At 30.2% G+C, this 22,506-nt stretch carries 19 protein-coding genes and 1 other RNA gene; 6 read left to right on the top strand and 14 right to left on the bottom strand.

Translation table 11 applies throughout. The features are described from left to right. The 9 genes from ACIJYB_RS01375 to hflK all read right to left on the bottom strand — a co-directional run bounded on the left by ACIJYB_RS01375 (position 1) and on the right by hflK (position 9,580). Entirely contained in the window at positions 1 to 1,572 is a 1,572-nt protein-coding gene (locus tag ACIJYB_RS01375; RefSeq protein WP_435151479.1) for a 2-isopropylmalate synthase, read from the bottom strand. Positions 1,573 to 1,680: 108 nt separating this feature from the next. Then, on the bottom strand, positions 1,681 to 2,703 hold the full coding sequence (gene ilvC / locus ACIJYB_RS01370) for a ketol-acid reductoisomerase (RefSeq protein WP_435151477.1): 1,023 nt from the start codon (positions 2,701 to 2,703) through the stop codon (positions 1,681 to 1,683). A gap of 18 nt (positions 2,704 to 2,721) precedes the next feature. Next, complete coding sequence (gene ilvN / locus ACIJYB_RS01365; RefSeq protein WP_435151475.1) at positions 2,722 to 3,270, bottom strand: acetolactate synthase small subunit; 549 nt, start codon at positions 3,268 to 3,270, stop codon at positions 2,722 to 2,724. Then, positions 3,271 to 5,037, bottom strand: a complete 1,767-nt coding sequence (locus ACIJYB_RS01360; RefSeq protein WP_435151472.1) for an acetolactate synthase 3 large subunit — start codon at positions 5,035 to 5,037, stop codon at positions 3,271 to 3,273. Positions 5,038 to 5,085: 48 nt separating this feature from the next. Further along, a complete protein-coding gene (gene miaA, locus ACIJYB_RS01355) occupies positions 5,086 to 5,997 on the bottom strand; it encodes a tRNA (adenosine(37)-N6)-dimethylallyltransferase MiaA (RefSeq protein WP_435151470.1) in 912 nt (303 codons plus the stop codon). 2 nt (positions 5,998 to 5,999) lie between these two features. Continuing rightward, positions 6,000 to 7,409 (bottom strand): Do family serine endopeptidase, encoded by a 1,410-nt coding sequence (locus tag ACIJYB_RS01350; RefSeq protein WP_435151468.1) that lies wholly within the window; start codon positions 7,407 to 7,409, stop codon positions 6,000 to 6,002. A gap of 1 nt (position 7,410) precedes the next feature. Beyond that, positions 7,411 to 7,596 (bottom strand): DUF2065 domain-containing protein, encoded by a 186-nt coding sequence (locus tag ACIJYB_RS01345; protein ID WP_435151465.1) that lies wholly within the window; start codon positions 7,594 to 7,596, stop codon positions 7,411 to 7,413. A 10-nt stretch (positions 7,597 to 7,606) separates the two neighbouring features. Further along, the gene (gene hflC / locus ACIJYB_RS01340; RefSeq protein WP_435151462.1) at positions 7,607 to 8,476 is read right to left on the bottom strand and encodes a protease modulator HflC; all 870 of its coding nucleotides are present in this window, start codon (positions 8,474 to 8,476) and stop codon (positions 7,607 to 7,609) included. After that, positions 8,477 to 9,580, bottom strand: coding sequence for an FtsH protease activity modulator HflK (hflK, locus tag ACIJYB_RS01335; protein WP_435151460.1), 1,104 nt, complete (start codon positions 9,578 to 9,580; stop codon positions 8,477 to 8,479). It abuts the gene before it with no gap. Positions 9,581 to 9,631: 51 nt separating this feature from the next. Between hflK and ACIJYB_RS01330 the strand changes: the two genes are divergently transcribed. Continuing rightward, the gene (locus ACIJYB_RS01330) at positions 9,632 to 10,456 is read left to right on the top strand and encodes an Mrp/NBP35 family ATP-binding protein (RefSeq protein ID WP_435151457.1); all 825 of its coding nucleotides are present in this window, start codon (positions 9,632 to 9,634) and stop codon (positions 10,454 to 10,456) included. Here the strand turns inward: ACIJYB_RS01330 and thyX are convergent. Next, positions 10,437 to 11,384: an FAD-dependent thymidylate synthase gene (gene thyX, locus ACIJYB_RS01325; protein WP_435151454.1), complete on the bottom strand. Its 948-nt coding sequence runs from the start codon at positions 11,382 to 11,384 to the stop codon at positions 10,437 to 10,439. The two genes, ACIJYB_RS01330 and thyX, sit on opposite strands and share 20 nt — an antisense overlap. Positions 11,385 to 11,388: 4 nt before the next feature. Between thyX and ssrA the strand changes: the two genes are divergently transcribed. The 5 genes from ssrA to ACIJYB_RS01300 all read left to right on the top strand — a co-directional run bounded on the left by ssrA (position 11,389) and on the right by ACIJYB_RS01300 (position 15,931). Next, positions 11,389 to 11,687: a transfer-messenger RNA gene (ssrA, locus tag ACIJYB_RS01320) on the top strand. A gap of 46 nt (positions 11,688 to 11,733) precedes the next feature. Next, a complete protein-coding gene (locus ACIJYB_RS01315; protein WP_435151451.1) occupies positions 11,734 to 12,378 on the top strand; it encodes a DUF4956 domain-containing protein in 645 nt (214 codons plus the stop codon). Positions 12,379 to 12,490: 112 nt separating this feature from the next. Next, positions 12,491 to 14,728: a hypothetical protein gene (locus ACIJYB_RS01310; protein ID WP_435151449.1), complete on the top strand. Its 2,238-nt coding sequence runs from the start codon at positions 12,491 to 12,493 to the stop codon at positions 14,726 to 14,728. A 5-nt stretch (positions 14,729 to 14,733) separates the two neighbouring features. After that, a complete protein-coding gene (locus ACIJYB_RS01305; protein WP_435151446.1) occupies positions 14,734 to 15,327 on the top strand; it encodes a VTC domain-containing protein in 594 nt (197 codons plus the stop codon). 307 nt (positions 15,328 to 15,634) lie between these two features. Then, positions 15,635 to 15,931: a hypothetical protein gene (locus ACIJYB_RS01300; RefSeq protein ID WP_435151444.1), complete on the top strand. Its 297-nt coding sequence runs from the start codon at positions 15,635 to 15,637 to the stop codon at positions 15,929 to 15,931. A gap of 69 nt (positions 15,932 to 16,000) precedes the next feature. Here the strand turns inward: ACIJYB_RS01300 and ppdK are convergent, their stop codons facing one another. The 4 genes from ppdK to ACIJYB_RS01280 are packed head-to-tail and all read right to left on the bottom strand — an operon-like array spanning position 16,001 to position 22,402. Next, a complete protein-coding gene (gene ppdK / locus ACIJYB_RS01295; RefSeq protein WP_435151441.1) occupies positions 16,001 to 18,658 on the bottom strand; it encodes a pyruvate, phosphate dikinase in 2,658 nt (885 codons plus the stop codon). Continuing rightward, positions 18,658 to 20,724 (bottom strand): glycine--tRNA ligase subunit beta, encoded by a 2,067-nt coding sequence (glyS, locus tag ACIJYB_RS01290; RefSeq protein ID WP_435151439.1) that lies wholly within the window; start codon positions 20,722 to 20,724, stop codon positions 18,658 to 18,660. Before glyS ends, ppdK begins: the two co-directional genes overlap by 1 nt. Further along, a complete protein-coding gene (locus tag ACIJYB_RS01285; protein WP_435152496.1) occupies positions 20,725 to 21,606 on the bottom strand; it encodes a glycine--tRNA ligase subunit alpha in 882 nt (293 codons plus the stop codon). It lies immediately after the preceding gene. Beyond that, positions 21,596 to 22,402 (bottom strand): S49 family peptidase, encoded by an 807-nt coding sequence (locus ACIJYB_RS01280; protein WP_435151436.1) that lies wholly within the window; start codon positions 22,400 to 22,402, stop codon positions 21,596 to 21,598. Before ACIJYB_RS01280 ends, ACIJYB_RS01285 begins: the two co-directional genes overlap by 11 nt. Positions 22,403 to 22,506: the final 104 nt, after the last annotated feature.

Genomic DNA, 22,506 nt, shown 5'->3' with positions numbered 1-22,506 from the left:
TTATATACCTTTTACCTTTTGTTTTTCTTGCTCCATTGGAGCTGTTTTGTCTCTTTTAATAATCATTTTATTTAACGCGTTTATGTAAGCATTTGCAGATGCAACTAATGTATCTGTATCAGCTGCTTGACCAACAGTTGTTTTTCCCTTTTCTTCAATCTTAACACTTACTGTTGCTTGTGCATCTGTTCCCTCTGTTACTGCATGAACTTGATAAAGTTGTAAATTTACTTCATGGGGATAAAGACTTTTAATACATTTAAATATTGCATCAACAGGTCCATCACCAGTTTCTGAAGCTTCTTTTACGTCTCCATAAACATCTAAAGTCATTTCTGCTTTTTGTGGTTCACCGGTGCCCGCATATACTTTTAATGATTTTAAGTTGATAGCATTTACTTTATTATCGATAATCAAACTATCATCTACTAACGCGATAATATCCTCATCATAAACATGTTTTTTCTTATCTGCTAAAACTTTAAATTTTGCGAATGCATTACTAACTACATCATCTGTAAGATCTGGATAACCTAGACTATTCATTTTATCTTTAAAGGCATGTCTTCCTGAATGTTTGCCCATTACTAAAGAAGTTTGTTTAACCCCTACACTTTCAGGTGTCATGATTTCATACGTTTGTCTATTTTTTAACATTCCATCCTGATGAATTCCTGCTTCATGAGCAAAGGCATTTTTACCAACAATTGCTTTATTATATTGAACGGGAAAACCAGTTGCATTTGATACAATTTTTGACGCTTTACTTAATAAAGTTGTATTAATTCCAGTATCGTAAGGCATTAAATCTGGTCGAGTCTTAATTGCCATTACAACTTCCTCTAATGCAGCATTACCAGCCCTTTCACCTAAACCATTTATTGTGCATTCAATTTGTCTTGCACCTGCTTGGACACCAGCAAGAGAGTTTGCAACTGCTAAGCCTAAATCATTATGACAATGAGTAGATAAAATTGCTTTATCGATATTAGGAACTTTATTTAATAATGTCTCTATAATTGATGTAAATTCAGACGGTATTGTATATCCAACTGTATCAGGAATATTTATTGTTTTAGCTCCACTTTTAATAGCAAGCTCTACTGTCTTACACATGTAATCTATATCGGTTCTTGTTCCATCTTCACATGACCATTCCACATCATCAGTAAATTTTCTTGCATAACTGACATGTTTTCCAATTGACTCATACACATCCTCAGGAGACATATTAAGCTTGTGTTTCATGTGTAAAGAACTTGTTGAGATAAAAGTATGAATTCTAAATCTTGGTGCGTGTTTTAATGCTTCGTAAGCTCTATCGATATCTTTCACAGAGTGTCTAGAAAGTCCTGCTGGAATAGAATTTTTTAAAATTTTACTTACTTCTGAGACCGCTTCAAAATCTCCAGGGGATGCAATTGGAAAACCAGCTTCAATAATATCAATACCCAATTCATCAAATACTCTTGCAATTTGAATTTTTTCTTCCAAACTCATAGATGCACCTGGCGATTGTTCACCATCACGCATAGTAGTATCAAATATAAAGACTCTATCTTTATCAGCCATAACTTAAAATTTTTTTGAAAATCTATAATACAATCTATAGGAGAGAAAGCAAAATAAATGTTTAATTTAGTTTGTTAATACTGATCGTTTTAGGTCTTGGTATAAAAATTAACTCTTGTCGCTATCAACTAATTTTTTCTTACCAATCCACGGCATCATAGCTCTTAACTCTGCACCAACTTTTTCTACAGAGTGCTCAGCTAATTTAGCTCTTGTTGCAAGAAAGTTTTTTTGACCATTTTTACATTCATCCATCCATTCTTTAGTGAATTTTCCAGATTGAATATCTGCCAAAACTTCCTTCATTCTTTTTTTAGTTTCTTCTTTCTTAACAACTCTAGGTCCTGAAACATACTCACCATATTCTGCTGTATTTGAAATTGAATAGTTCATATTTGCAATTCCACCTTCATAAATTAAATCTACAATTAATTTAACTTCATGAACTGTTTCAAAGTATGCCATTTCAGGTTCATAACCTGCTTCTGTTAAAGTTTCATATCCACTTTTTATAAGCTCAACTAAACCTCCACACAAAACAGTTTGTTCTCCAAATAAATCTGTTTCTACTTCATCTTTGAATGTAGTTTCGATAATTCCAGATCTTCCACCACCTACAGCTGAAGCATATGATAACGCAAGATCTCTAGCTTTTCCTGAACCATTTTGATGAACAGCAAACAGACAGGGAACTCCACCACCTTTTTCATATTCACTTCTTACAAGATGACCTGGTCCTTTAGGTGCTACCATAAAAACATCTAAATCTTTTCTTGCTTTAATCAAATCATAATGAACATTTAATCCGTGTGCAAAAGCAACACTAGTTCCTTCTTTAACTCTTTGCTCAATATGATTTTTATAAATTTCAGCTTGTAATTCGTCTGGTGTTAAAATCATAACCACATCTGCCCAAGCAGCTGCATCTGATAAATTCATAACTTTTAAACCTTTAGATTCTGCTTTAGCTGCACTTGAAGATCCTTCTCTTAGGGCTACAACAATTTCTTTAACTCCGCTATCTTTTAAATTTAAAGCATGTGCATGACCTTGACTTCCATACCCAAAGATTGCAATTTTTTTATTCTTAATCAATTCTACATCTGCATCTTTTTCATAAAACATTTTCATTTTTTTTCTCCCTTTTAATTAGTTAAATATTTCTGCACCTCTTGTCATTGCTACCGCTCCAGTTCTTGAGACACTTATCAGACCAAGCGATTTTAATTTTTTAGTCATATTGTCAATTTCTCTACGTAATGCAGTAATTTGTATTACCGCAGATTTTGTTGATTGATCTAATATAACTGGATCATATTTTTTACAAGTATTTAAAACTTTTTTAATTTTTGTATTGTTTCCGATGATTTTAAGTAACGCCATTTCTTTAAAAATGACATTTTTATCCTTTCTTTTAAAGTTTGCTACCTTGTGAACAGGAACTAGTTTTTTGAGTTGAAGCACAATTTGTTCAATTACTTCGGGAGTTCCTGTGGTTACAATAGTTATTCTTGATAAATTATTTTTTTGATCAACTTCTGCCACTGCAAGCGATTCAATATTATATCCTCTTCCAGAAAAAAGACCAACTACTCTAGATAGAACACTTGCTTCATTATCTACCCAAACTACAATAATGTGTGTCTCTAATTTACTCTGTTTGCTTGGAGTGCTATATGCTGATTTAGATTTTGACATTTAAACTAACGCTTTACCTTTACCTGTAATTTTATTTTCTTCTTGGTCTTTTGGACCTAATAACATTTGATTATGAGGTTTTCCCGAAGGAATCATTGGAAAACAATTCTCAGTTTGATCAACATGACAATCAAATATAACTGGCTTATCAACACTTATCATTTCCTCAATCTTTTCATCTAATTCATCTGGATTTTCAGCTCTGATACCAACACATCCATAAGCCTCAGCCAATTTTACAAAATCTGGTAAAGCCTCAGAATAACTTTCTGAGTAATTTTTTTCATGAAGTAATTCCTGCCATTGTCTTACCATTCCCATATATTGATTATTTAAAATAAAAATTTTTATTGGCAAGTTATACTGAATTGCAGTTGAGATCTCTTGCATAGTCATTAAAATTGAAGCTTCACCAGCAATATCAACAACTAATTTCTTTGGGTTTGCAACTTGAACACCTATTGCAGCAGGCAAACCATAACCCATGGTACCTAAACCTCCGGAAGTCATCCATCTATTTGGTTTATTAAATTTATAGTGTTGTGCAGCCCACATTTGATGCTGACCAACCTCAGTTGTGATAAATGTATCTTGATTTTTAGTTAATTCATAAAGTCTTTGAACAGCATGTTGAGGCTTAATTATTTTGTCACTGTTAATAAAATTTAGAGATTGCTTCGTTCTCCATTTTTGAATTTGCTGCCACCACTTTGAAATTTTTTGTTTATTTGATTTTTCTAAATTTAAATTTTTCTTTTTAAGAATTTTAGTTGTTGATCTAATAACATCTTTAACATCACCAACAATTGCCAAGTCTACTTTTATAATTTTATTGATTGATGAAGGATCAATATCTATGTGTACTTTTTTTGATTTAGGTGAAAACTCATCAATTTTACCAGTGATACGATCATCAAATCTAGCACCAATATTAATTAATAAATCACAATCATGCATAGCATTGTTAGCCTCATAAGTTCCATGCATCCCAAGCATTCCTAAAAATTGATTATCATTTCCTGGATAAGAACCTAATCCTTGTAAAGTTGTAGTAATTGGAAAACCAGTTAATGCAACTAGCTCTCTTAAAAGTTCACTTGCTTTTGGCCCAGAGTTTATAACTCCACCACCTGTATAAAAAATTGGTTTTGAAGCTTTGTTCATTAACTCAATTAATTGATCAATGTCTTTTTGCTTAAATCTATTGTTGTTTTTAATTTCTATTTTTTTTTCTTTTTTTAATGAAACATATTTAGTTTTTGCAAACTGGATATCTTTTGGAATATCTACTAATACAGGTCCAGGTCTTCCAGTAGTTGCAACTTCAAATGCTTCGTGCATTACTCTTTGAAGATCGTTAATATTTTTTACTAACCAATTATGTTTTGTACATGGTCTTGTAATTCCAGTTGTGTCACATTCTTGAAATGCATCTGTTCCTATTAAATGGGTTGGTACTTGTCCAGAGATACAAACTAATGGTACAGAATCCATGTATGCATCTGTTAATGCAGTAACAACATTTGTTGCACCGGGTCCAGAGGTAACTAAAACAACCCCAGGTTTACCCGAAGATCTTGCGTAACCTTCTGCTGCATGACCAGCTCCTTGTTCATGTCTTACTAAAATATGTTTTACTGAAGAATGATTTTTAAGTTCATCATAAATTGGAAGAACTGCTCCACCAGGGTAACCAAAAATATGACTTACCTTTTGTTCTTCAAGGCACTTAAATACAATTTCTGCTCCAGTATATAATTTTGGCATTATGCAATCTAGCTGAAGTTGTGCTAATTGGTCAAGTTTTAGAATTAATTATTTAATTTTTTTTAAAAACTTATTAAGGTCTTGAGGGTACAATTTAAGCCAACTCATCATGTTACCTCGTGCCCAAGTGCTTTGTCTTTTAGCGTATTGTCTAGTCTTTATTGATATTTTTTCAATAACATCGGTCATATCTTTTCTTTCCGCCAGATATTCTTTAATCTCATTGATACCGATGGCTTTATTGACGCTCTTATCTTTTCTTATTTTTAATTTAACAAATTTTTTAACCTCTTGAATAGCGCCAAGCTTAATCATTTTTTCTGCTCTTTTACCAATTCTGTGGATAAGTTCTTCACGTGGATAAGCAATATAAATTTTTAAAAAATCATCTTTCTCAAAATATGATTTTGTATTTTGAAACCAATCTTGAAGGGATTTTTTTGTAAATTGTTTTACCTCATAAGCTCTTATTGTTCTTTGAGCATCTGTTGGATTGATTTTTTCTTTTGAGTTTGGATCAAGCTTGACAAGTTTCTGATAAAATTTCTTTTGACCTAAGTCTTTATGTAAAGCTCTTATTTTATTTCTAAATCTAATCGGAATATTTGGAATACTTACCAGTCCATCTGTTAAAGCTTTAAAATATAACCCTGTTCCTCCAACAAAAATTGGTATTTTTTTTCTTTTTTTTATTTCTTTAATCTTTTTAATTGCAATTTTTAGCCAATCTCCTGTTGAAAAATTTTTTTTAACACTATGAAAACCATATAGATGATGTTTTATTTTTTGATAATCTTTAGGGTTTGGTCTAGCAGATAAAATTTTTAATTCTTTATAAACCTGCATGCTATCTGCATTAACAATTTCACCATTAATTTTTTTAGCCAGTTTAACTGAAAAGTTAGATTTTCCAGAAGCTGTTGGTCCAGAAATTAAAATAATCTTGGATTTAAAATCCATGATTAATCTAGTTTAACACCAATATATCGTCTTTGATTTTGATTGTTATATATCGCCAATAAAATTGTTTTTTGATTAGATTCCAAAACACCTTTAACAATTTTTTCTAAATCTTTTGCGCTCTTAACTTTTATTTTTTGCGCCTCAACAATAACACTATTGGCTTCAATTGATTTTAGTAGTGGGCTAGTATTGCCAATTTTTGTTACAACTAATCCTGAAGTTTGATTAGGAAGTTTTCTAGTTTTGATGTCTTCTTTAGTTAACTTTCTAACAGTTATTTTTAAGTCTTCTATTATTATATCTTTAGGAGGTTCAGATTTTTTTTCACTTACTTTAAAATCATCTGAAGTTTCCAATCTTCCTAAAAGAATATTTTTAGTTAACTCTTTTTTATTTCTCCAAATTTTTACTTTAACATTTGTTCCAACTTTTGTTTTTGCAACAATTGCTGGCAATTCTTTCATTTGATTTATTTTTACACCATTAAACTCTATAATAATATCTCCAGCTTTAATTCCACCTTTGTCTGAGGGACTATTTTCCGCAACACTTGCAACTAATGCTCCTCTAGGTTCATCTAGTTTTTCAACATCAGCAATTTCTTGTGTTACGTCTTGAATTCTTACACCTAACCAACCTCTTTTAGTTTCACCAAACTCTATTAGTTGATCGATCACAATTTTTGCACTATTTGATGGAATTGAAAAACCTATTCCAATTGATCCGTTTCTTCCAAGAATTGCCGTATTAATTCCAATCACATTCCCGTTCATATCAAACAATGGGCCTCCAGAGTTTCCTGAATTTATTGAGGCATCTGTTTGTATGTAATCTTCGTATCTTGATAATCCAATTGATCGATTTCTTGCAGAAATAATTCCCGATGTTACTGTTCCACCTAAACCAAATGGATTTCCAATAGCAATCACCCAATCACCAATTCTTGCTTTATCAGAGTCTCCAAAAGCAACTGGAGTAAATTTGTCACCAGTTTCTAGTTGAAGTACTGCTATATCGGATAAAGGATCAGCACCAATTACTTTTGCTTTATATTCTTCATCACCATTAACTCTAACTATAATATCTTCTGCATCCTGAATAACATGATTATTCGTAACTACTATTCCCTTTTCATCGATTATAAATCCAGATCCTAAAGCAGATGATTTTCTTTCTTGTGGTGTACCAAATTCTTTAAACATATCTTCAAATGGTGAACCTGGAGGAAATTGAAAAGGAAAAGGATTGGTAGTTGTAGTAACTGTTTGAGTAGTTGAAATATTGACAACTGATGGCATTAATCTTTCAGCAAGATCTGCAAACGATACTGGAACCGTTTTTGAATTAGATTGAATTGAATAACTAAGTGTAAAAATAAGTGTTAAAAATATTAATTTAATTTTTTTCATACTAGCTTTTAATATAATAAATAATTACAAATCCTAAAACTGCAAAAATTAGCCCACCTGATCTCAACTGACTATCCTTTACAAACTCTAATTTCTTCAACATACTTTTCATTTTTGATGGAAATATGGCATACAAAATTCCTTCTATAAAAAGAAAGAGACCAAAAGCTATGATCAATTCTTTCATATTAAATAGGTTATTCTGATTTAGGTTTTATATTTCCAAAAAACTTAAAAAATTCACTATCAGGAGATAATATTAATGATGTATCTCCACCAATTAGAGCTGTTTCATATGCTTGCATCGCTCTATAAAATGCAAAAAATTCTGGGTCTCTTCCAAAGGCTTCAGCAAAAATTTTATTTCTCTCACCATCACCTTCCCCTTTCATAATCTCAGAATCTTTGTTAGCATTTGCTAGAATCACTGAAACTTTTTTATCTGCAGTTGAGGTAATAGTTACTGCCATCTCAGCACCTCTTGCTCTAAATTCTTTGGCTTCTCTCTCTCTTTCAGTCTGCATTCTTCTATAAATTGCATCACTGTTTGCTTGCGGAAGGTCAGCTCTTTTAATTCTCACATCAACAATTTTGATCCCAAATTTTTGAGCTTCTGTATTTACACCTTCTTGAATTAAAGACATTTGCTTAGATCTGTCTTTAGAAAGTAAAGTTTGTAATTCTTGTTGTCCTAAAACATTTCTAATTCTTGAGTTAATGATTGTTGCCAATCTTGATCTTGCAACTCTTTCATTCCCAACTGAAATATAAAATTTTAAAGGGTCTGTTATTTGAAATCTTGCAAATGCATCAACAATTAATCTTTTTTGATCAGATGCAATAACTTCTGCTGGTGGTGTATCTAAATTTAAAATCCTGCTATCTAAAAAAACAACGTTTTGAATAAAAGGTAATTTAAAATTTATGCCTGGTTCAACAATAATTTTTTTAGGGTCACCAAATTGTAGAACAATTGCTTGATTAACTTCTTTAACAATAAATACTGAGAAGAAAACTAAAGCTCCTAATATCGCTACTATCGGAAATAATATTTTTTGTACTTTCATTTAATTGCTTGCTTTCTTTTTTCCTAGTTCAGGTAATGGTAAATAAGGTACTACTCCTGAGCCTGCATTTTTTTCAATAATCACTTTTTCAATATCAGCTAAAACTTTTTCCATTGTCTCAAGGTACATTCTTTCTTGAGTAACTTCTTTTGCTTTATCATATTCATTAAAGATAGAAATAAATCTACTAGCTTCACCCTCGGCTGATGCAACAACTTTCTGTTTATATGCCTCTGCTGCTTGCATAATTTTTGCAGCTTCCCCTCTTGCTCTTGGGATAACATCATTAGCATAAGCTTCAGCTTCGTTTTTTGATCTTTCCATATCTGCTCTTGCAGCTTGCACATCTCTAAATGCATCAATTACTTGATCTGGTGGATCGGCTTTTTGTGTTTGAACTTGTGTAATTTGAATACCACTATTGTATTCATCTAATATTGATTGAATAATTTCTTGTGTTTCAATTTCAATTTTTGCTCTTCCTTCAGTTAAAATTGGTTGAATTCTACTTTTTGCAATTACTTCTCTCATCGCTGTTTCTGCTGCTGCTTTTACAGTTCCTTCAGGGTCTTGAATTTCAAATAAAAATTTTCCTGCATCTTTAATTACCCAGAATACTGAAAAGTCTATATTAACAATGTTTTCGTCACCCGTTAACATTAAGCTTTCTTGAGGAACATCTGCTACACCTCCACCTGAAGAAAAACCGCTATCTCTTTCAGATCTAAAACCAATATCCATTCTATTAACTTTAGTAACCTTAGGAGTTTCTACTGTCTCTACTGGAAAGGGTATATGGTAGTTAAGACCAGGTTGAGTAGTTTTTACAAATTTACCAAATCTTAAAACAACACCCTGTTCATCAGGTAATACTCTATATAGTCCACTTGCAAGCCACACAAAAAGTAAAATAATTAAGATTAAACCAATTGGCTTTCCACCTGATTTACTTCCTCCAGGTAAAAATTTATTAATTTTATTTTGAATATCTCTAATAATTGCGTCTATGTCTGGTGGTGTTGGTCCTTTACCTGAACCATTTCCTCCTCCACCTGGGGGTGATCCCCAAGGGCTTCCACCTCTACCTTTAAAATCATCTGACATATGACAAACTATATAGTGTCTTTATTATAAAAAACAAGTAATGATCAAATTATGACTGATAAAAAGCCAGAACTTAGTGACGCAATGAAAAAAAAATTGGAGCCAAGAAAATTCATTAAAAATCCTATTTTAGGCACAAAATTTACTATAGCAATTTCAAGCGCCAAGGGTGGAGTTGGTAAATCTACCTTTGCAACAAATCTTGCTTTAGCTTTAAAACAAGTTGGCAGCAAAGTTGGTTTATTAGATGCAGATATTTATGGTCCATCTATTCCAAAAATGTTTGATATTAATGAAAAGCCAAAAAGTGATGGTCAAAAATTAGAACCAATTGTTAAATATGATATTCAATGCATGTCTATTGGTTTTTTAGCAGACCAACAAACACCCATGATTTGGCGTGGCCCTATGGTAACCAGTGCTATTAAAACTTTTACTCAAAAAGTGAATTGGAAAGATTTAGATTTCATTATTGTTGATATGCCTCCAGGAACTGGAGATACTCAGTTAACTTTTTCACAAGAAATTAAAATGGATGGAGCCATAATTGTCTCCACTCCTCAAGAAGTAGCTTTATTAGATGTTAAAAGAGGTATCAAAATGTTTGATAAACTTGGAGTTAAAATTTTAGGGTTAGTAGATAACATGAGTTATTTTACCGGAGATGATGGTAAGAAATATAAAATTTTTGGCGAAGGTGGTGTTAGAAAAACTGCAGAAGAATTTGAAAAAGAATTTTTAGGAGAAATTCCTATCAATCCTGAAGTTGGAAAATGTGGTGATGAAGGAAAGCCTATTGTTGAAGCTAATCCTGATCACGAAATTTCAAAAATATATTTAGATTTTGCTAAAAAGATTAAATCATCTTATCTTTAAGATCAAAAGCAATCATTAATTCGTTCCATTCCCTTTTAGATAAACCAGAATTATCAACATCAACATTCTCACCTTTAATAAGTTTTTGGATAATTACTTTTCCTTTTGCAGAAACTTCTGTTCCACCAACTCTATAATCCATAAATGCATCATAAGTAATTGGAACCCATTTTTTAACAGTGTCCAACATAATATCTGCATACACTCTTATTTCATATTGAGCGTGACTATCAGCTCTTAATCTTAAAAAATTCATCAAGTTTAATAAATCAGTTTTCCAATACCATTGAGTATAAGTATTTAAAGTTAAATTCATTCTAGCAAGCTCTCTTGCTAGGCCTTTTTTATTTTCATCAATAGTTGATCCATCAAATCTTTCATTGAGCATAGTTTCATAATTGTCATATGTTCTTTCTGAGTCATTTTTTAAAAGTTCTAAAACTTCTTTAGCTTGTTCGCCCTCTAAAACATCTCCTCTTCCTTGTCTATTGTTTGAAGACTGAGCTGCTAAATTTTCTGCACTTGGTAGATAAAATTCCTTATCTAAAATAGAATATCTTGCTGAGTATTCATTTACATTAGCTGTTCTATGTCTGATCCATTGTCTGGCAATAAAAATTGGAAGCTTAACGTGATATTTAATTTCACACATTTCAAATGGAGTACTATGCCAATGCCTCATTAAATATTTAATCAGGCCTGCGTCTGTTGAAATCTTTTTGGTTCCTTTACCATAAGAAACTCTAGCTGATTGAACAATTGATGTGTCATCACCCATATAATCAATAACTCTTACAAAACCATGATCTAATGCAGGAATTGCTTCGTATAGAATATTTTCAAGTGCAGGAGCTGTAACTCTCTTAGTTTGATTCTGTTGAGACTGCTGTTCTTTAATCTCTTGTGACTGTTCGCTAGTTAATTTCATGATTTTTATTGAATCTCTTTTAAATGCTTTTATATTAATAATGTTGGTTTTCCAACTATGACGATAAACGAATTTCGTAATAACCATTGCGGACGTGGGGGCAGTACCCACCACCTCCACCATTACAACTTATGGGGGTGAACTAGATTCGACGGGTGACTAAAGGCTATTCTTTTGTTCGGGATTGTTCCACCGTGACGGGCTAATTTATAATTGCTAACGAAAGTTACGCACTTGCTGCCTAATTAACTTTGTTAATTAAGTAGACGGGGTCCGGGGCACCTGGCAACAGAACGCCCCTTAAGAAATTAAAAGTTTATAATCACCACTTTTAATATAGTATTTTCCGATGCAAAATATTTTAAACTTAATTTATGATCCAAACACATCAATTTTATTATTTTTAGTTGTAGCGGGTTTAATAATTAGACAATCACTGGTTTTTGTAGGTCAAATTTGGGCGAATACCTATCACCATTTAGCTACTTATTTATTATTACCTGGTATAGCTTTTGTAATAACTAAAATCATCAAACAAGACATTGCTTTGTCTTTAGGAATGATTGGTGCCTTATCAATAGTTAGATTTAGAAATCCAGTAAAAAGTCCATTTGAATTAGTAATATTTTTTGGGTTACTTACGCTGGGCATAGTGGCTGGAGTAGAAGTTAAAATTTCAGCTATGTTATTAGCCTTAATAGTCGCGGTAATATTTGGAATATATATTTTTGAAAATATATTTAGTTATTTTGGTAAAAGTTTTACAAATTATTCATTCAATGAAGCTAACCAAGTTTACTCTTTAGAAATTTTGTCTAAAAATAAATTAGATTTAATCGAAAATAACAAAAATTTAATTAATTTATATTTTAATAAAGATAATCACGAATACTCTTACAGGCTTATATTTAGAAATAAAAAAGAATTATATCGGGCTAAAAATTCTTTAGAAAGCATCTCAGATATTATTTCTGTAAAAGTTGATTTAAATTAAAACACTGGCTTTAATGCAAAAGTTTTTGTCATTAATTATTATAATAATTCTTATTAGTTTGTTTTCCTTTTTGTTAAAATCATCAAGTAATTTAATTGATAAACAAAATTTGTTGACTGAAAATAAGTGTAAAGATATTTCATATGAAAAACAAAAAAAAATAAGTAGAGAAAATTTAGAAAAGTTCTCAATTAGATTAAAGATCGATGAAGAAAGAAAATGGAAAAAAAATATTATATCTGATCAAATTAAATCTTTACAAAATAAATGGAATTTTTATGCTTACGAAAGAAACAATCAAAGGGTAAAAGCAAAGTTATATTTATATCTTAAAAACGATTTAATTTGTTATTACAACGCAAAAATAAGAGCTCATGGAGATCTTGGTGATCACAGAAGGGGATCGAAACTTCCAAGCTTAAATGTAAATCTTTCAGAGGGTAATTTATTTGGAATTACTAAATTTATTTTATTTAGACCTAGCACTAGAAAATATGAAAGTGAAATTTTTGGTGCTAATCTACTCAGAGAATTAAATTTTCTATCTCCTAGAACCATGATGGTAGATGTATTATATAACAACAACAAAAGTAAATTTATTTTTCAAGAAAAAATAGTTAAAGAATTTATAGAAGAATTAGATTATGTTGAAAATCCATTATTTGAAGCAGATGAGAGATTTGTTTTTAAAGAATTGGCATCTGGTAACGATTTTTTGCATAATGAAGTCAGGAAATTACAAAAATCAAAACTAATCAATAAAAAGATTGCTTTAAAAGATAATTCACATTTACGAAACTCAATTTTTGGACTTTCAATTCTTAATGAATTTAAACTTAAATATTTTTCAAACCTGTCTCCATATTGGATTATGGATTATTATTCAATAAACAAAAAATTGTATCCTAATAAAAATTATTTTACAAAAGTTCCAAGTTTTGACTCTTTGCTGTATGTAATGAATGGCACCCATGGTTTAGCTTCAGATGAAAGAAGATTTTTGTTTGATCCAATTAATGAGATTTTTAATCCAATTTACTATGATGGAGATTTCGAAATATTTGATAAAGATAATAACTTTACTCCAAAATTTAATTATGAAACTTTAAATGATAAGATAGATAAAGTTTCTTACTCATTCATTGATGGAGCTGATGATGCTTTAAGGAGATTAGAAAAATTAAATATAGACATTTTTTATAATAAATTAATAAAATATGGGTCTAAATTAAAATTATCTGAAATTAAAAAAGCAACAGATATTATTAGATTTAGACTAAAAAAATTACAAAATCTAAGTATAAATAATATTGACATAGTTGATGTAAGAGAAGATTTTTATTATTTTAATAGTCCCGATTATGTTTCTGACATAAAAAGAAAATTAATATTTAGTACTAATTTAGAAAACAAATTTATTATTTGTGATATCTATGGGGCAAATTGCAAAAATATAATTCTAGATCAAAAACAAATATCTAATTTACTATCCCAAGAATTAAAAATTAGTGATTACGAGATTGTGTTCGCTGGTAAAAAATTTCCTCAATCATATGATGATTTTTTAAAAAAAAATTCTTACAAAACGTTTAAGGATGATGCCTTTCCATTTAATAAAAATAATTTAATGTTTTATGGAGATATCACATATAAATTTTCAAATGAAAAAAAAGAGATCCTTTTTGAAAAGAACAACATTGAAGGACGTGTAATTTTTAATAATGTAAAAATTTCAGATTGGAAAATTTATTTTGTGGATAAAACTGATAGCACAAATAAAAAAGACAAGCTTAAGAATTTTAATGGTTTAACTGGATGTCTTAATTTTATTGACAGCAACTTAAATAATGTAAATATACAGGTAGACAAATCTAAGTGCGAAGATGCATTAAATCTTATTAGAAGTGAGGGAACTATAAATAATATTTTTATAAGCAACTCAATTAGTGATGGTTTAGATATTGATTTTTCAAATCTTAAAATAAAAAAACTTAAATCAATTAACTCTAAAAATGATTGTGCTGATTTTTCTTATGGAGTGTATGAAATAGAAAATATCATTGTAGAAAATTGTGGAGATAAAGGAATTTCAATAGGGGAAAACAGTTATTTTAAAAATATTTTATTAAAAGTGATTAAATCAAAAACTGGCATTGCATCAAAAGACTCCTCTAGAAGCATTTTTAATAATGTAGAAATTAACAGCACAGATACATGTGTTAGAGCATATAACAAAAAACAAGAGTTTGGTGGTGGCTTTCTAAGTATAGTAAATTTAATGTGTAAAAATTATATTATCAAAACAGAAACTGATAAAGTTTCCAAAATATTAATTACTAATGAAAGTTAATTAATATGTCATTTAGATTTGAAGAAAAATTCCTTATCGATATTAAGAATAAAAATAATTTGATGAAATATTTAAAGAATTTTAATTGCAAACAATTGCACCCTGAAAGAAAAATTTCTAGCATATATTTTGATAATTTTAAAAAGGAAATGTTTTCACATTCTGAAGATGGCTTAGTTCCTAGAAAAAAATTAAGAATACGAAAATATCCATCCCAAAGAAATTCAAAATTATTTTTTGAAACAAAAATTAATAGTGTAGAGGGAAAATACAAAATAAGTAAAATAATTAAGAATGAAGATTATATTAAATTTTTAAAAAAAGGAATTTTTGATAAGAGCTATGGAGCTTGCGGACCACAAATAGAAGTGAGCTATAATAGAGAGTACTATCAACTTAAAAATTTTCGTGTAACAATTGATACTGATATAAAATATAAAAAATTTAATTCAAATATTAGTTTCCATAATAAAGATGTTTTAATTTGTGAATTCAAATCTAATGATATTAAAAGTATAAGAAATTTTTATGATAGTGAAATATTTACCAGAGTAAGAATATCAAAATATTGTGATGCAGTAGAAAAATTATCTTATTAAATATTCTTTAATTTTGTTGTTTAACTCTTTCAATTGCTTTTTTCCTAATCTTAATTTTATACTTATCTTTAACTGACTGAGGTGCCTTAGCTAATAAGTCTGAGAGTATGGACATAAATTATACTATCAAATCCTGAACCATGAGTCTATTTGCCAAATTTCTGTCGTCACAGTGGCGTCACAGGGATTCACATTGAGATTATTCTATGATAAACTAGATTAAATTTTGGGAGTTTTCCTTGAATTTGGTAGCAAGGTCCGGGGCACCTGGCAACATAACGCCCCTAACTAAAGAAAGGACGTAGATATGGAAAAAGAAATGCTCGCAATAGCAAAGTTTAAATCTGGTGAGGGAAAATTTGAAAAATTCATGGGATGGATGCAATCAGATGAAGGTATGGGAGTTAGGGAAACAATTGCTCATGTTGAAAAAACAGTTCCAGCAGTAGCGCCAAATAAAAGTTATGTTATGTTTAAAGTCTCAGTTCATAATGAAGAAAATATGAAGCAATTTGCTTCTGGTCAAAATCCAGTTGCAAAACCCATTTTCGACGAATGTATCGAAAGTATTAAAATGTGGGAAATGAGTCCAGTTAAGCTTTAACTTTTAAATATTTAATTAAGGGGTTTATGCACCTAGCAACAGAACGCTCCTCTTGGTTGTTATATATATTTATTTTTTTAATTCTGCTTGAGCAGCAGCTAATCTTGCAATTGGAACTCTATAAGGCGAACAGGATACATAATTTAAGCCCACTTTAGAGCAAAACTCAATACTCTTTGGATCACCACCGTGTTCACCACAAATTCCAAGTTTTAATTTTTTGTTTTGGCTTTTTCCTTTGTGAACAGCGATTTCAACTAAATCAGCAACCCCATCATCCATTGAAACAAATGGATCAATTGAAAATATTTTATTATCTAAATAATCATTTAAAAATTTTCCACTATCATCCCTGCTAATTCCAAAAGTAGTTTGTGTTAAATCATTAGTACCAAAACTAAAAAACTCAGCATGTTTTGCTATCTCTTTTGCCTTTATAGCAGCTCTCGGTAGCTCAATCATCGTACCAACCATAAATTCTATTTTTACTTTTTGTTGTTTTTGAACCTCGCTAGCAATATTTATTACTAAATCTTTCATTATTTTAATTTCAGCTTCAGTAGAAACTAAAGGGATCATAATTTCTGGAAAAGCTGATTTAATTTTTTTCCTTTTGAGCTCCACTAAGGCTTCAAAAATAGCTCTACATTGCATCTCGTAAATTTCTGGAAAAGATATACCAAGTCTACAACCTCTATGACCTAACATTGGGTTTTGTTCATGAAGTTCTTCTATTCTAGACTCTACCTCTTTAATTGAAAGACTGACTACATTAGCAACTTCACTAATTTCTTTTTCCGTTCGAGGTAAAAATTCATGTAAAGGAGGATCAAGTAATCTAACGGTAACAGGTAACCCACCCATAATTTTAAAAATTTCCACAAAATCTTTTTTTTGATGAGGCAAAAGTTTATTAAGTGCTTTAGCTCTATCTTCTTTGGTCTTAGATAAAATCATTTCACGAACAGATAAAATTCTTTCTTCATCAAAAAACATATGTTCTGTTCTACAAAGACCAATGCCTTCTGCTCCAAAATCTTTTGCTGTTTTTGTATCCTTTGGTGTTTCTGAATTTGTTCTAATATTTAATTTTCTAAAACTATCAGCCCATGACATTAATTTAGAAAAATCACCAGAAATTTCTGGTTTTACAGTTGCAACACTACCCGAAATAATCCGACCTGTAGAACCATCTATAGTTATAACTTCGCCTTCCTTAATTTCCATTGATGAAGTTTTGAATGATTTGTTCTCATAATTTATATCAATTTCACTTGAGCCAGAAACACATGGTCTGCCCATTCCTCTAGCAACAACTGCAGCATGACTTGTCATTCCTCCTCTTGCGGTTAAAATTCCTTTAGCTGCGTGCATTCCTTGAATATCTTCTGGAGATGTTTCCACTCTAACTAAAATTGTATCTTGCATCATCCCCGTTAATCTTTCAGCTTCTTCTGAAGTAAAAACTACTTTTCCACTAGCTGCTCCTGGAGATGCTGGCAAACCATTAGCAATAACATTTATTGAACTTTTTTCATCTAAAGTAGGATGCAGTAGAGTGTCTAAAGAGTTAGGATCAATTCTTAAAACAGCCTCTTTTTTTGAAATTAATTTTTCTTTAACCATATCAACAGCAATCTTTACGGCTGACTTAGCTGTTCTTTTTCCTGATCTTGTTTGAAGCATCCATAATTTTTTATTTTCAACTGTAAATTCTACATCTTGCATGTCTTTATAATGTTTTTCTAATTTTTTTAAGATTTTATGAAGCTGATTATAAACACGAGGCATCACCTCTTCCATTGATGGAGCTTTTACTTTTGCTTGTTGTCTTGCTTTTTTAGTAATGTACTGCGGTGTTCTTGTGCCAGCCACAACATCTTCACCCTGTGCATTAATTAAATACTCACCATATATTTCATTTAATCCGTCTGATGGGTTTCTTGTAAATACTACACCTGTCGCACAATCTTCACCCATGTTACCAAAAACCATTGATTGAACATTTACTGCTGTTCCCCATTCAGCAGGAATTTGATTTAACTTTCTGTAAACTTTTGCTCTATTACTTTCCCAAGATAAAAATACCGCACTGATTGCTCCCAACAATTGTTCATACACATCTTGTGGAAAATCTTTCTTAGCTTTTGCCTTAACAGTTCTTTTGAAATCTACGATTAATCCATCCCAATCATTTTCGTCTAAGTCAGTGTCTAAAAGCACTCCTTTAGTAAGCTTGTAATTTTCAATTAATTCTTCGAAATGATAACCTTCAACTCCCATCACTACGTTACCATACATTTGAATAAATCTTCTATAACTATCTTTGGCAAATCTTCCATTAGAGGTTTTTACAGACAATGCATTTACCGTTTTATCATTTAGGCCAAGATTTAAAATTGTATCCATCATACCAGGCATTGATACTCTAGCTCCTGATCTAACAGAAAGAAGTAATGGATTCTTCAAATCACCAAATTTTTTATCGACATCTTTTTCAATTACTTTTAATTCTTTTTTAATTTGTGATACTAAATTTTTATTCAACTTTTTTTTATCTTTATAAAAAAGTTCACATACTTTAGTTGAAATTGTAAATCCTGGAGGAACTGGAAGACCCATTCTTCCCATTTCAGATAAATTGGCACCCTTACCCCCTAAAAAATTTTTTGGGTTTTTTATCTTTTTGCTATCCTTAGATCTGAAATTTAAAATTAGTTTTTTCATTAGTGGGAATCTATTAGAGAAAAATTAACATAATAATCAAACGTTTTACATAACATTTGGATTAGTTCCAGTCTGTTTTTCTTAATTGCGGGGTCTTCCTCATTTACAATTACATTATCAAAGAAATCAAAAACTACTTTTTTTGACTCTGCTAAATTAGCAAGTGATTGCTCAAAATTCTCGTCTTTATTGATACTTTGAAAATATTTTCTTAATTCATTAATTTTTTTAAACAAATTTTTTTCAAATTCTGTTTTGAAAATACCAGGATCAGTTGTATTTGATAATTCAAGTTTAACATCTTTTAATTCATTATCTAATATGCTTGATGCTCTTTTATAGCTTAAAATAAGATCAACTCCATTTGGTTTATTAATAATTTTATTTAAAGTTTTAGCTTTACTAAAAATAACTACAGATTGATCTAAACTACCAGAGCTTGTTGAGGCTTGAACAATATCATGACGAATTTTCTCATCTTTCATATAAAATTTTAATCGCTCCATAAAAAAATCAACTAGCTCATTTTGCATAGACTTGTTTTCAAATTCAAAACCTTGATCCATGTATAAACTTGATGAATAACTAATTAAGTCTCTTATTTTAAAATCTTTTTTATTCTCAACTATTGTTTTAATTACTCCTAAAGCCAATCTTCTTAGAGCAAATGGATCTTTAGAGCTTGTCGGTTTTTGATTTATTCCAAAAAAGCCAACTAACGTATCTATTTTATCTGCTAACGACAGTGCAACACTGTAAGGTTTTTTTGGTATTGTTGAATTTAATCCAGCTGGCAAATATTGTTCACTTATAGCTTTACAAATATCTTTATCAAAGCCCTGTGCTTCTGCAAAATAGCCCCCCATAATTCCTTGAAGTTCTGGAAACTCTCCAACAAGTTCTGAAACCAAATCTACCTTACAAATGGAAGCGGACAATTCCACTTTTTCTTTACTTATCAGCAATTCATCAGAGAGCATTCCTCCAAGTTTTCTCATTCTTTGAACCTTATCAAAGTAAGTTCCCAATCCTTTGAAATAATTCATGAACTTTAGTTTAGAAACTCTTTTAACTAAATTTTGAGATTTATCTTTCTGCCAAAAAAATTCAGCATCACTTAATCTAGCTTCTACAACTCTTTCATTTCCTAATTTTATTAAACCTTTTGTATCCTTTTTATTTGTTACAACTAAAAATTCATTTGTAATATTTCCTTTTTTGTCAAAAGTTGGAAAATATTTTTGGTGGTATTGCATAGTGATAATTAAAATTTCTTTGGGAATATTAAGAAATTTTCTATCAAACTCACATAATATTACATTTGGTTGATCTGTTAAATCCACAACTTCGTCAAGTAACTTAGGATTATTTTCAATCTTTATATTTTTTTTATTTGAAATTTTACTGAATTTTTTTTCTATTAAATTTTTTCTTAGTTCCTGATCAATAATAATATTGATTTTTTTAAAAAAATTATTGTATTCCTTAAAATTAGTAAATATTTTTTTCTTTTCCTCATATTCTTTATCGATAAAAGTTGAATTTGATGAAGTCAGATGATGAAAATCAAAAATTAATTTTTTTTTATCAAATACTGCTAATATTGATTTTAATGGTCTTCCCCAATTTAAATCAAACCCACCCCATTTCATTGATTTTTTCCATTGAATTTTTTGCAACAATAGAGGTACCGATTCTTCTAATAAATCGTGTGTATTAAGTTTTTTTGATTTCGTTTTAAAAAAATAGAATTCCCCTTTGTCTGTTTTTTTTTTAAAAAGATCTTTTTTAGATAGATCATTTGATCTGATAAAGCCTTCTAATGCTACTTCTGGAGCATTTATATTAGGTCCTTTGATTTCCTCAGATTTCATAACTATCTGTTTCTTTAAACCTTCAAATAAAATTATTAATCTATTTGGGGTTGAGTACGATGTGCTTTTTTTGAAAGAAATAAATTTTTGATCAAATAATATATTAAAACTTTTTAATAAATCTTCTCTCAAACTTTTTTGAAGAGACGAAGGTATTTCCTCACTAAATAATTCTAAAAAAAATTCTGACATCTAGCTTTGACTATCTAGCCAAATACCTGCAGCTGCTTTGGTTATGTCTCGAATTCTACCTATATATCCAGCTCTTTGAGCCACACTTATTGCTCCTCTAGCATCCAAGATGTTGAATACATGACTTGCTTTCAAACATTGATCATAAGCTGGCAATGATAATTTTTTTTCTACAAGAGATTTTGCTTCTAATTCATACATATCAAACATTTTAAATAAATTTTCTACATTTGCGTATTCGAAGTTATATGCAGAAAATTCTTTTTCAGCTTGATGAAAGACATCATGATACTTTACACCGTCATCATTCCAGATTAGGTCGTAAACATTTTTCTGTTGTTGTGTGAACATACATATTCTCTCTAGTCCATATGTAATTTCGACTGAAACTGGTTTACATTCAAATCCTGCCATTTGTTGAAAGTATGTAAATTGTGTTATCTCCATACCATCACACCAAACTTCCCATCCTAAACCCGCAGCTCCTAATGTTGGACTTTCCCAGTCGTCTTCAACAAATCTAATATCATGCTCATTATGATCAATACCAATAACTGATAAACTATTAAGATATAGTTTTTTTATATTATTTGGAGAAGGTTTTATTAAAACTTGAAACTGATAATAATGTTGTAGTCTATTAGGGTTGTCACCATACCTTCCATCTGTTGGTCTTCTTGATGGCTGAACATAAGCAGCTTTCCATGGTCTTGGTCCAAGCGATCTAAGTGTAGTAGCAGGATGAAATGTGCCAGCACCAACCTCTATATCGTATGGCTGTAAAACAATACATCCCTTTTTGCTCCAAAATTTTTGAAGATTAAGAATTGTTTCTTGAAATGATTGTAATTTATTTTGTGGTTTTTTTATTTTAGAAACCATATCTTTGCCAGATTGACCTTTCATCTAAGATGTTAGCAAATTGATCTACTTGATTACTTGAAGAAGATAATTTTTGACTCAACCATCCTTTAGATTTTTCAAATTTTTTAATTATAACGTCATCACCAAATTTATCTTTTAAAATTTTATGCGCATCCCCTATTCCATCTATCAATCCTAGATCTTTTGCCTTACTACCAGACCAAAATTCTCCTGAAAAAAGTTCAATCTCAGACTTATTAAGCTTAGATCCTCTACTTTTCTCTACTACATCAATAAAATCTTTATGCAGATCTAATTGAATTTTTTTTAATCTTTCAATATCTTCATTTTTTTCCTCAAGAAAAGGATCCAATGTACTTTTGTTTTTTCCCGCTGTGTGAACTCTTCTTTCTACACCAATCTTTTTTATCAATTCTGTAAATCCAAATGAAGAATAGATTACCCCAATGGATCCAATGATTGAGCTTGAATTTGCATAAATTTCATCTCCAGCACATGCTATAAGATATCCTCCAGATGCAGCTACATCTTCAGCAAATACAATCACTTTTTTTTTACTTTTTTTAGCCTCTTGTCTAATAAAGCTATAAATTAAATGTGATTGTACTGGTGACCCTCCGGGTGAATTTATGGTAATAGCTACACAAGTAGCTTTTTTGAGAGAAAATGCTTTTTTTATGAGCTCTTCTTGTCCTGCAAAATCAATCCCTTGTTTAAATTTTCCTACATTTCCAATAACTCCACTAAGTTTTATATGGGCTACAGTCTTTTTCTTTTTAAAAAAAGAGAACATTGTTATTCCTTATAGAATTATTAATTGAATATATATAAACTACTTATAATTGAAGAATTAGGTGCGTCAATTGATAAGTAATATATAAAACTCAATTATACTAA

It is taken from the genome of Candidatus Pelagibacter bacterium nBUS_44 (genome assembly GCF_051200895.1).
In the GTDB taxonomy this organism is placed as follows: Bacteria; Pseudomonadota; Alphaproteobacteria; order Pelagibacterales; family Pelagibacteraceae; genus Pelagibacter.
Note: the sequence above shows the minus strand (reverse complement) of the source record. Positions and strands in the feature narration are given on the sequence as shown.